General features: G+C 64.7%; 1 protein-coding gene. It reads right to left on the reverse strand.

What is annotated here, in order from left to right:
• Positions 1-64 precede the first annotated feature (64 nt).
• Entirely contained in the window at positions 65-13,051 is a 12,987-nt protein-coding gene (locus HU762_RS11575) for a non-ribosomal peptide synthetase (protein WP_186636742.1), read from the reverse strand.
• Positions 13,052-13,088 lie beyond the last annotated feature (37 nt).

Raw genomic sequence — 13,088 nt, forward strand, 5'->3', positions numbered from 1 at the left:
CAACCACGGGGTTGCCCTGCTTGTGCAGCCAGCTCGCGATGGGGTCCTTATAGACGCCGCAAAACTACAATCCTTCCAACTCTGCCATCAAATCATTCAACCGATCCGCTTTCTCCTCGGTGATTTCGCTGGCCGCCAGCCCTTCGATGTATTCGGCCAGTTCCTGCACCGTGCTGCACTCGAACATGGCACGGAGCGGCACGTTGCGTTGCAGGGCTTTTTGCACACGCGAGGCAATTTGCGTCGCCAGCAACGAATGCCCGCCCAGCTCGAAGAAGTTATCGCGTATCCCCACCCGCTCGACCTTCAGCACCTCGGCCCAGATGTCCGCCAGGGTCTGCTCCAGATCGCTGCGAGGGGCTTGATAATCCTGGCTTTGCAACTGGCCAATCTCCAGGGCCGGCAAGGCCTTGCGATCCAGTTTGCCGTTAGCGTTGAGGGGCAGCCGGTCGAGCCATAACCAGTGCAGCGGGACCATGTATTCCGGCAGCTCAGCGCGCAGCCGTTGTTTGATGCGTTCCAGGCGTTCAGTCGGGTTCGGCGTCGAGTCGGCGGCAACCAGGTAGCCCACCAGATGCTTGCCGTGGGTGCCCTCCTGCACGCCCACCGCGCCGTCGCGGATTTCCGGTTGCTCGTGCAGCCGCGCTTCGATTTCCCCAAGTTCGATGCGGTAGCCACGAATCTTCACCTGGTGATCGATGCGTCCCACGTATTCCAGCACGCCGTCGCTGCGACGTCGCGCCAGGTCGCCGGTGCGGTACAGGCGCTCCCCGGGTGCGCCGAACGGGTTGGGCACGAACACCGGCGCGGTGCGCAACGGATCGCTGACATAGCCACGCCCGACCCCGGTCCCGGCAACACACAACTCGCCCACCGCGCCCAGTGGCACCAGTTCCAGCGCGCCGTCGAGCAGGTACAAACGGTTGTTGTCGGTGGGTGTGCCGATGGGCAGGTAAGTGCCACGGGTCGAGGCCATGTCGACGCGGAAGAACGCGACGTCATCGGAACATTCAGCCGGACCGTAGGCATTCACCAGGCCGATATCCGGGTAACGCAACAGCCATTGGTGAGCAAGCTCCGGAGGCATCGCCTCGCCGGTCGGCAGCATCCAGCGCAGACCATCGAGGCCGATGCGGTCGTGGGTGAGCATGCCTTGGATCAGTGACGGCACGCTTTCCAGCACCGTGATGTCCTGGCGTTGCACATGGTCCAGCAGCCCTTGTGGGTCATGGGCGACGGCGTTGGGCACGATGTCCACCCGAGCGCCGAACAACGGCGCGGCGAGGAACTGCCACACCGAAATGTCGAAACTCTGGGACGCCGTCTGGGCAATCACGTCCGTCTCGTCCAGCGCCAGGTACGGCACTTTGCTGAGCTGGTTATTGAGCATGCCGCGCTGTTGCACCATGACGCCTTTGGGCAACCCCGTGGAACCCGAGGTGTAGATCACGTAAGCCAGGTTGTCCGGTCCGCTGTGGACGCCGGGATTGTCCAGCGACACATCGCTGGCCTGGACGTTCTCCCAGACCAGCAGCTTTGGCCGGCCGGCACAGGCGAACTCATCCAGCAATGCCAGCGCCTGCTCCTCACAGGCGCGGGTGCAAACCAGCAGCGGCGTTCGGCTCAGTTCGATGATGCGGCTCAAGCGCTGGCTCGGCAGGCCCGGGTCCAGGGGCAGGTAACCGCCGCCGGCCTTGAAACTGCCGATGATCATGCCCAACAGATCCAGGTTCCGTTCGGCCAGCAGCGCCACGGGCTGATCGAGACCGACGCCGGCGGCGATCAGCGCATGGCCGAGGCGGTTGCTGCGTTCATTCAACTCGGCGTAGGTGCAGCGGTCCTCCAGGCAACTGGCGGCGACGCGTTGCGGATGAGCCGCCACCTGGGCCTCGAACAGCTCGACGTAACTGCGCTCCAACGGATAGTCGCGCTCGCTCTGGTTGCAGCCTTCGACCAGAAAGTCCCGCTCCTGGGCGCCGATCAGCGGCAGCTCGGCCATGTCACCGTGGAAACCGTCGATCAACGCCAGCAGCAATCGCTTGAACTCGCCGAGCAGACCAAGGACGGTGGACTCGTCGAAATAACGTTGGTCGTAGGACAGGTGCAGCCCCAGGTCATCGCCCGGATAGCAGACCGCCGTCAGGGGGAAATTGGTGTGGGTGCGGCCCGAGTCCGACGTAGCATTGAGACTTTGGGCGCGGTCCAGCACCGAGACTTCCACCGGCGCGTTTTCGAACACGAAGAGGCTGTCGAACAGCGGCTGGCCCTTGGGCAGTTCACTGGCTTCCTGGATGCTCACCAGCGGCAGGTATTCGTACTCGCGCAATTGCATGTTGCTGTCCAGCAACCCGTTGAGCCACTGGCGCACGCTGCAGCGCTGGTCGTCGCCCGGGATCTGCACCCGCAAGGCCACGCTGTTGATGAACAGCCCCACCGTGCGCTGCATCTGCGGCATCTCCACCGGGCGCCCGGCCACGGTCACGCCGAACAATACGTCGCGATCACCACTGACCCGGCGCAGCACCAGGGCCCACGCCGCCTGGGCGAAGGTGTTCACAGTCAACTGATGGGCCTGGGCCAGCTCGCGCAATCGCGCGCCATCCCGGGCGTCGAGCCGCGTGTAGCAGTCGCCGACCACCATGCCGCCGCTATCACCGGCGTGCTCGCGCAGGAACGGCCGGTCGCCGGGGATCGGCGTGGTCCGTTCAAAGCCTTGCAGGTTGCGCTGCCACCACTGCCGGGCTTCGGCCAGGCTCTGGCGTTGCAACCAGCCGATGTAGTCGCGATAGCGCGGCGGCACGGCCAGCAGGGGCTCACGATGCTCACCGAGGGCGGTGTAGATCTCGAAGAAATCGTCCATCAGCAGCGAACGGCACCAGGCATCGATGAGGATGTGGTGATTGCTCATCATGAACCAGTAGCGCGCCGCGCCGACCCGGATCAATCGCAGGTGGAACGGTGCCTCGTTCAACAGATCGAAACCGGCCTCGCGCTCCTGCTTGAGCAACGCCTGGAGCTTGGGTTCCTGCTCATTCTCGGGGACCTGCGTCCAATCGAGACAGTCCACCGGCGTGCGGCCGGGCTTGTGGATGACTTGCAGCATGTCTTCGCCGACGTTCCAGCAGAACGAAGCACGCAAGGCTTCGTGGCGGGCGATGACCGCCTGCCAGGCCTGGGCGAAACGCTGTGGGTCCAGTTCGCTGTTGATGCGGTAACGGTCCTGCATGTAATACAGGCCCGTGCCCGGCTCCAGCAACGTGTGCAGCAACATGCCTTCCTGCATCGGCGTCAGCGGATAAACGTCTTCGATCTGCGCGGCCGGCACCGGCAGGTTGTCGAGCTGGGCCTGGGTCAGTTTCGCCAGTGGGAAATCCGACGGCGTCAGGCCGCCCGCCTCGTCCGTGAGGCAATGCTCGATCAGGCGCTGTAACTCGTCGAGGTAGGCATCGGCCAGCGCGGCGATGGCTTGGCGGTCATGGCGCTCGGCGCTGAAGGTCCAGCGCAGCACCAATTCACCGCCGCTGACCTGGCCGTCGACGCTCAGTTCGTTGGGCAGTGGCGCGTCAGGGTCGTGAATCGGCCCCAGTGGTGCATCGAGGGGCCGGAACAACGCCTCCTGGCCGAGGGTACGATCAAGCTGGCCGAGGTAGTTGAAGGTGATCGCCGCTTGCGGCAAGGCGGCCATGGCTTCACGGGTGGTCGTGTCGGCCAGGTAACGCAGCACGCCATAACCGAGGCCTTTGTGGGGCACGGCGCGCAGTTGTTCCTTGATGGCTTTGACCGAGGTGCCGAGATCGTCCCCCCCAGGGCTCAGCCGCAGCGGATAGACACTGGTGAACCAGCCCACGGTGCGCGTCAGGTCGATGTCATCGAACAGTGCTTCGCGGCCGTGGCCTTCAAGCTGGATCAGCGCCGATGCATGACCGGTGCGGCGACACAGCACACGAGCCAGCGCCGTGAGCAGCAAGTCGTTGACCTGGGTGCGGTAGGCGCTCGGCGCCTGTTGCAACAGCTGGCGGGTGCGCTCCGCGTCCAGGCGCACGCTGACGGTTTGCGCGTGACGCTCCTGTTGTCCACCATCGGCACGCGTGCAAGGCAGCGCCACGTCCGGGCCACTCAGTTGGCTTTGCCACCAGCCCAACTCCTCACGCAAGGATTCGCTGCCAGCGTAGGCCTGCAAGCGCGCCGACCAATCTCGAAACGGGCTGGTCTTGGCCGGTAACTGCGGCGCTTGCCCGTCCACGACTTGGCGGTAGGCGGTTTGCAGATCGTCCATCAATACCCGCCATGACACACCGTCCACCACCAAGTGATGGATGGCGATCAGCAACCGTTGCCGACCGTCGGGCATGTCCGCCAGCACGGCGCGCAGCAGCGGTCCTCTGGCCAGGTCAAAGCTGCGTTGCGCCTGGGCAAATATCCCTTCGCAGGCTTGCGGCGACGCCATCGACAGATGCTGCAACAGCGCGCCGTCGAACAGCGGTTGATGCTCCGCGCGCCAATGCTCCGCGATGCAGCCAAAGCCCAGGCGCAAGGCATCATGGCGCTCGAAAACGGCACGCAATGCCTGTTCCAGGTAACGCGGCTCCAGGGGCATCGCCGGCTCCAGCAACAGCGCCTGGTTCCAGTGATGACGGTTGGGGATCGGGCGGTCAAAGAACCAATGCTGGATCGGCGTCAGCCCGGACTCACCGCTCAACAAGCCCTGCTCGGCGCACACCTGCTCGCTGCGGGTAGCTATGGCGGCCAGGGCCTGCACGGTCTGATGCTGGAACAGATCACGCGGAGTGAAGTGTATGCCCTGCTGTCGGGCTCGACTGACGACCTGGATCGAGAGGATCGAATCGCCCCCCAGCTCGAAGAAGTTGTCGTTGAGGCCGACCTGTTTCACGTTGAGCACGTCGCACCAGGTCGTCACCAGCGACTGCTCCAAGGCGTTGCTCGGCGCCACGTAGTGTTGGCGGTTGAGTTCCGGATCCGGCATCGGCAGGGCGCGCCGATCGAGTTTGCCGTTGGCGGTCAGCGGCATGCTCGCCAGCAGGATCAGGTGGGTAGGCACCATGTACTCGGGCAGTTGCGCCTTGAGGTGATGTTTCAGGGTTTCGCGCAAGGCCGCTTGTTGCACCGAGTCCTGTTCGGCGATGTCGGTGGCCAGGTAACCGGCCAGTTGCTTGCCACCCGGCAGATCGAGGGCCAACACCACGGCCTCGCGCACGGCGTCGTGTTCCAGCAGACGGTTTTCGATTTCCCCCAGCTCGATGCGGAAACCGCGGATTTTCACTTGGTGGTCGATTCGGCCCAGGTATTCGACCTGGCCGTCGGCGCGCTGGCGTACCAGGTCGCCGGTGCGGTACAGCCGTCCGCCATCGGCGGTAAACGGGTCGGCGACAAAACGCTCGGCGGTCATGCCCGGGCGCTGGTGATAACCCTGGGCCAGGCCGGCGCCACCGACATACAACTCGCCCGTGGCACCTTGCGGCACCAGCGCCAGGTCGGCGTCGAGAATGTAGGCCACCCGAGCGCCAATCACCCTGCCAATCGGCACGCTGCCCGCGCCCTCCTCCAGCCGTTCCGGGGCCAGGCTCGCCAGCGGCATTACCACGGTTTCGGTCGGCCCATAGGCATTGAAAAACAGGCTCGGATTGAAGGCGGCGCGGATGCGCTGCAAGTGCTCGCCGGTCAGGGCTTCGCCACCGGTGATGCACATGCGCACCGGCAACGTTTGCCCCTGGCTCGCCAGCCATTGCGCCAACTGGCTGCCGTAGCTGGGCGTGAAGCCGAGGATGTTGATGCGGTGCTGGCGAATCAACCCGCAAATCTCCTCGGCGTCCCACTGGCCCTGGGCGCGCAGCACCACATGGGCGCCACTGAGCAACGGCACCAGCAGGCGCTCGGTGGCGGCATCGAAGTTGATGGAATAGAAATGCAGTTCGCAATCGTCCGGGCGCATGCCGAAGCGCTGGATCACCGCTCGGCAATGCATGGCGATTTCACCGTGGGAGACCACCACGCCCTTGGGCTTGCCGGTGGAACCGGAGGTATAGATCAAATAGGCCTGATGTTGCGGCAGGTTGATCAGCGCCGGCGCGTGATCCGCGTATTGCGCCAGGGCCGCCGAATCGTCTTCCAGGCACCAGCGCTGCACGCCCTCCGGCAATGGACCAAGGACCTCGAACATGGCCCGGTCGCTGAGCAACAGGCCGACGCCGCTGTCTTCGATCATGTAATGCAAGCGGTCCAGCGGATATTCCGGATCCAGCGGCACGTAGGCGCCGCCCGCCTTGAGAATCGCCAATAGGCCGACGACCATTTCCAGCGAGCGCTCCAGCGCCAGGCCCACCCGCACCTGCGGCCCGACGCCACGTTCGCGCAACATCCAGGCCAGGCGATTGGCCCGGCCTTCGAGTTCGGCGTAGGTCAGGGTCTGGCCGGCGAAGGTCAGGGCCGGCGCTTCCGGGCGCGCCTGGGCCTGCTCAGTGAACAGCGGGTGGATGCATTGATCCAGGCGATGTTCACCCGCCTCCTCGCCGAGGCTGTCGAAGAGCTGCCGTTGCTCGCTCGCGTCCAGCAGCGGCAGTTCACTCAGTCGCCGGGACGGATCGACCAGCAACGCTTCCAACAGATTGCGCCAGTGCCCGGCCATGCGCGCAATGCGCGGTTCGTCGAACAGGTCAGTGCTGTAAGTCAGGCAGCAACCCAGCCGATGGTCGAGGTCGGTGACTTCCAGGTTCAGGTCGAACTTGGTCGCGCGGGCGTCGTTGACCAAGTAGTCAACGCTCATGCCAGCCAACGTGCGACTCTGCTGGAATTCCCAGCGCTGCACGTTGCACATCACCTGGAACAGCGGGTTGTACGCCGCACTGCGCGGCGGTTGCAAGGCTTCCACCAGATGGTCGAACGGCAAGTCCTGGTGGGACTGCCCTTCGATCACGGTGTGGCGAACTTGCTCGAACAATTCGCCCACCGACATCTGCCCGTCGAGCTGGCAGCGCAACACTTGGGTGTTGAGGAACGCGCCGATCAGCCCTTCGCTTTCCGGACGAATGCGGTTGGCCACCGGCGCGCCAATACGCAGGTCGGTCTGGCCGCTGTAGCGATAGAGCAACACGGCCAGGGCAGCGGTCATGGTCATGAACAAGGTCAAGCCACGATCGGCATTGAAGGCACGTACGCGCGCGGCCAGCTCATCGCTGAGGTCAAAGCGGAACAACTCGCCACGATGGCTTTGCACCGGTGGACGCGGGCGGTCCGCCGGCAGTTCCAGCAGCGGATGTTCGCGGCCCAATTGCGCGGTCCAGTAATCCAGCTGTCGCTGGCGCTCGCCGGACTCCAGCCATTGGCGCTGCCAGACGCTGTAGTCCAAGTACTGCACCGGCAAAGGCTCCAGCGGCGATTCGCGGTCATCGACGAAGGCTTCGTACAGCGCGCTCAGCTCTCTGGCAAAGATGTCCATCGCCCAACCTTCGGTGACGATGTGGTGCAGCGTCAGCACAAAGTAATGCTCATGCTCGGCGGTCTTGACCAGGCAGGCCCGCAGCAGCGGCCCGGTTTCCAGATTGAAGGGCTCGTGGGCCTCGCTGTCCGCCAGTTGCTGCACGCGCTGCTGGCGAATATCGGCGTCGAGCATCGAGAAGTCCTTCCAGTCCATGCGCAGGCCTGCCTCGCCGTGCACCTGCTGGCGGGCCACGCCGTCGATGCTCGGGAACGTGGTGCGCAGGGTTTCGTGGCGCAGGAGCAACGCGTGCAAGGCTGCTTCGAAACGCCCGACGTCCAGCACCCCGCGCAACCGCGCCATGCCGCCGACGTTGTAGGCCGGGCTGTCCGGCTCCATCTGCCAGAGGAACCACATGCGCTGCTGGGAATAGGACAGCGGCACCGGTTGGCTGCGGTCGACTTTCTCGATGGGCGGCTGGCGGTTGGTCTGGCCGCTGGCCTGGATCAAGCGCACCTGTTCGGCGAAAGCCCCCAGCTCACTGGCCTCGAACAATGCCCGCAATGGCAGCTCGACGTCGCAAACCTGACGGGTGCGGGAAATGATCTGGGTCGCCAGCAACGAATGACCGCCCAGGGCAAAAAAATCGTCCCGCAGGCCAATGCGCGCAAGCCCCAGCACATCGCGCCAGATGCCGGCGATCTGCTGTTGGAGTGCGCTGGTCGGCTCGACGTGCTCGCGCACCTGCCATTGCGGCTCGGGCAAGGCGCGGCGGTCGAGCTTACCGCTTGGGCTCAACGGCATGGCGTCCAGGCGCAGCAGTTGCGCAGGCACCATGTACTCCGGAAGCTCGGCGGCCAGGGTGGTCTTCAGGCGCGTGGCCTGGGCGCTTTCGTCTTCATGGGCCGCGTCGGTCGTGTAGTAGCCGATCAACTGCGGGCCGGCCGCCGTGTCCCGCACCAGCACCGCCGCTTGGGCGACGCCAAGCTGGGCCAGCAGTCGGGCCTCGATTTCCTGTGGCTCGACCCGAAAACCGCGCAGCTTGACCTGCTGGTCGAGACGGCCAAGGTATTCGATTACGCCATCGGCGCCCCACCGCGCCCGGTCACCGGTACGGTACAACCGCGCGCCCGCCAGCCCTTGCGGATCGACAATGAAACGCTCGGCCGTCAGGCCCGGACGTCCCAGGTAACCCCGGGCCAGGCCCAGGCCACCGATGCACAGCTCGCCCGGCACACCAATCGGCACGGGATTGAGCTCAGCGTCGAGCACCCGGCACAGCACATTGGCTAACGGCCGGCCAATCGGCGAGCGCTCGCCATCGGCTTCGGTGCAGTGCCAATGGGTGACGTTGATGGCGGTTTCAGTCGGGCCGTAGCGGTTGTGCAACTGCGTCGACGGCAGTTGCGCCAACACCCGGTTGCGCAACTCGGCCGGCAGGGCTTCACCGCCGGAAAAAATCCGCCGCAGGCTCGTGCAGCGGGCGCTCAACGGTTCGTCGACGAACAGGCTGAGCAGCGGCGGCACGAAATGCAACGTGGTCACGCCAAACCGCTCGACCAACTGCGCAATGCGGTGCGGATCGCGGTGTTCGCCTGGCCCGGCCAGTACCAATTGGCTGCCGGTGACCAGCGGCCAGAAGCACTCCCACACCGACACGTCGAAACTGATCGGCGCCTTTTGCATCAGCACGTCGCTTTCATCCAACCCATAGGCGGCTTGCATCCATTGCAAGCGCTCAGCCAGGGCGGCGTGGGTATTGCCGACGCCTTTGGGTTGACCGGTCGAGCCGGAGGTATAAATCACGTAGGCCAAGTGATCGCCGTGCAAGTGCAGGCCCGGTGGATTGCTCGGCCATTGCTCCAAGTGCAGGGCGTCCATGGCGATGACGCTGACGCCCTCGCAGGCCGGCAAGCGTTCGAGCAATGCGGTCTGGGTCAGCAGCAAATCGACGCCGCTGTCCTGGAGCATGTAGGCCAGGCGTTCGCTCGGGTAATCGATATCCAGCGGCACGTAAGCGCCGCCGGCCTTGATGATCGCCAGCACGCCGATGAGCAATGGCGCCGAACGCTCGGCGGCGATCGCCACGCACACGTCGGGGCCGACGCCTTTGTCGCGCAGGTAATGTGCCAGCCGATTGGCCTGGGCGTGCAGCTCGGCGTAGTCCAGCGAACCACCGTCCCACTGCAGCGCGGTGCGTTGCGGGGTGCGGCGGGCTTGTTCATTCAGCAGTTCCGGCAGCCACTGCGCGGCGGGTCCACAGGGCGCAGCTTCCCAACGCCGTTGCTGGGCGAGTTCCTCGGCACTCAACAACGGCACATCACCGATGGCCTGCTGCGGGTCGCTGCAGACGGATCGCAACAGGTTGCAGAAATGCTCGGCCAAGCGCGCGATGGTCGCCGCTTCGAACAGTTCGTCCGCGTAATCGAACGACAGCATCAGCCGACCGTTGCGGTCTTCTTCGCTGTGCAATTGCAGGTCGAATTTGGCTTCGCGGCTGTGCCACGGCAACTCGTCGGCCAGCAGTCCGGGCAGACGCCGCAACGCACCCAGGTCCCGCTGCTGGTGATTGAACATCACTTGGAACAGGCCTTGCTCGCGGGCCTGGGGGAACGCTTCGAGCAGTTGTTCGAAAGGCAGGTCCTGATGAGCCTGGGCACCCAGCGTGGCCTCCCGGGCCTCGGCCAGCAGCGCGGCGAACGGCTGGCGCGCATCGGTTTGCGCGCGCAGCACCTGGGTGTTGATGAAGAAGCCGATCAGTCCTTGGATTTCCAGGCGCGGGCGATTGGCGTTGGGCACGCCGATGCGGATGTCGGATTGGCCGGTGTAGCGCTGCAATAATGCTTGCAAACCCGCCAGCAACAGCATGAACAGCGTCGCGTCATGAGCCTGGGCGACCTGGCGCAGGGCCTCGCCGAGGTCCTTGTCCAGACGCACGCTGTGGCGCGCGGCGCTGCGACGCTGCTGGGCATTGCGCGGATGATCGGTGCTCAGCGCCAGGGGCGGATGCTCATCACCCAACTGCTGTTTCCAGTATTCCAATTGGCGTTCGGCTTCGCCTTGGGCGAGCCACTGCCGCTGCCAACTGCCGTAGTCGGCATATTGCAACGGCAACGGCACCAGTTCCGCCACCTGTCCCTGGGACGCAGCGGCGTACAACCGCGAGAATTCATCGATCAACACGCTCATCGACCAGCCGTCGGCGATGATGTGATGCATCGTTACCAGCAATTGATGCTCGTCTTCGTCCAGGTGCAACAAGGTGACCTTGAGCAGCGGTCCCTTTTCCAGATCGAATCGGGTGGCCGCTTCGTCTTCACGGATCTGCAGCGCACGGGCTTCGCGCTGGTCGGCGGGCACGTCGCTGAGGTCGATCACCTGAAGGTTGAACTCACCGGCCGGGTCAATCTGTTGCAAGGCTACCCCGTCACGTTCCAGAAACCGCGTGCGCAGGGACTCGTGGCGTTCGACCAGTTGCTGGAAGCTGGCGCGCAATGCGTCCTCGTCAAGCTCACCGCGCAAGTGCACGGCGCCGGGAATGTTGTAGGCGCAGCTCGAAGGGTCCAACTGCCAGGTCAGCCACAAGCGGTTCTGGGCCAGGGATTGTGGCAGCGCTTCGGCGCGGGACAACGGCTTGATCAGGCCTTGAGCCAGGCCGCCGTCCTGTTGCAGGTTTGCCACTGCTGCGGCGAAAGCATCCAGGGTCGGGGCTTCGAAAAGCATGCGCAGGCTGAGTTCCAGGCCCAGGGTTTCGCGCAGCCGAGCGATGACTTGGGTAGCGACAATGGAATTGCCGCCCAACAGGAAGAAATGGTCGTCGCCGCTCACTTGGTCGACCTGCAATTGCTCGCACCAGAGCTGGCCGATCAAGGCCTGAAGCTCGGACGAAGACGCAGGCTCATCGACCGTTTGCCCTTCGGTCGAGGGGAACAGCGCATAGCTGTCGAGGCTGCCATCCGCCAACCGGGCGCGACACGCCGAACGCTGCAGTTTCCCGCTGGAGGTCTTCGGCAACGCGCCCGGATTGAGCAGCACCACGACGCTGGGTGCTTGTTGGCAGCTGTCGGCCACAGCCTGGCGAATCGCTTTGATCAGGGCTTCGGGCGGGAGAATTTTCTGCACGCCGCGGCTGATTTCCGCTGCGATGCCAATGCCTTCTTCGCCGTTGTCGTCGACTGCAAAAGCGGCGACCCGTCCTTTGCGCACCACCTCCACTTCGCGCTCGATGGTTTGCTCGATGTCCTGTGGATAAAGGTTATGGCCACGCACGATCAGCATGTCCTTCAGGCGGCCGGTGATAAACAGCTCGCCGTCACGTACAAAACCCAAGTCGCCGGTACGCAGCCACGTGCGACCGTCATGCTGGACAAAGGTCCTGGCGCTGGCCTCGGGATTGCGCCAGTAACCGTGGGCGATGCTCGGCCCGGCGGCCCAGACTTCGCCGACCCGACTGTCGGCCAGCGGCTGCAACGTGGAGGGCTCGACGATCAGCACCGCATGACCCGGCTGGCTCACGCCACAACTCATCACCGCGTTGCCCTGCCCCGGTTCGGCGCGGTTTTGCGCCAATGCCGCGTCGTCCATCCGCATCGCAGGAATGCCTCGACTCCGCGGCGTACCGGCGACGAACAAGGTCGCTTCGGCCAGCCCGTAGGACGCCATGAAGCTGTCGGGGGTAAAGCCGCACGGGGCGAACTTTTCGGCGAAGCGCTCCAGGCTGTCGAGGCGGATCGGTTCGGAGCCGGAATAGGCCACGCGCCAACCGCTCAGGTCGAGGCGGCTCAAGGCTGATTCGCTAACGCGTTCGCTGCACAGCCGATAGGCGAAGTCCGGGCCGCCGCTGATGGTGCCGCCGTACTCGCTGATCGCTTCGAGCCAGCGCAACGGTCGAGCGAGGAAATAAGCCGGTGACATCAGCACGCAGGGCACGCCACTGAAGATCGGCTGCAGCAAACCGCCGATAAGGCCCATGTCGTGATACAGCGGCAGCCAACTGACGATGACGTCGTCGGGATTCACATCAATGCCGAAGCCATGACGAATCAATAATTCATTGGCTACCAGGTTGCCATGGCTGACTTGCACACCCTTGGGCAACGCGGTGGAGCCGGAAGTGTATTGCAGGAACGCGATGTCATCGTCTTGCAGGTCCGGCGCCAACCATTCTCCGGCGCGGGCCGGGTCGAGGGCGTCGACGCACAACACCGGCGGTGCCGATTCGATGGCCTGCAAGGTGTCACGCAAGTCAGCGCTGGTCAGCAATAACCGTGGTTCGGCGTCAGCGATGATCGACAGCAGCCGCTCCTGGTGATGGCGACGCGTGGACTCCGGCGGATAGGCCGGCACGGCGATCACACCGGCGTACAGGCAACCAAAGAACGCCGCGACGTAATCCGGGCCGCTGGGAAACAGCAGCACCGCTCGATCACCGGCGTCGCACTCGGCCTGCAAGGCGGCGGCGATGGTCCGGGCGCGCAGATCCAGGTCGCGATAACTCAGCACCACGCTCTGCTGCGGGGTGTCGGCGAGGAAGCGCAAGGCCACCCGGTCCGGCGTCAACGCGGCGCGGCGCTGGAGGGCATGAGCCAGGGTGCTGGGAAGTTCGAACGCGTCGGTCATGGGGGGTTCCTGCCTGAATTCGGCTTGCAAGTTGTCA

It is taken from the genome of Pseudomonas sp. SWRI92 (assembly GCF_014268685.1).
Lineage (GTDB): Bacteria > Pseudomonadota > Gammaproteobacteria > Pseudomonadales > Pseudomonadaceae > Aquipseudomonas > Aquipseudomonas marvdashtae.

Excerpts from the sequence above, each read along its gene's own strand:
- HU762_RS11575 (WP_186636742.1), bottom strand. The coding sequence starts at position 13,051 with ATGACCGACGCGTTCGAACTTCCCAGCACCCTGGCTCATGCCCTCCAG.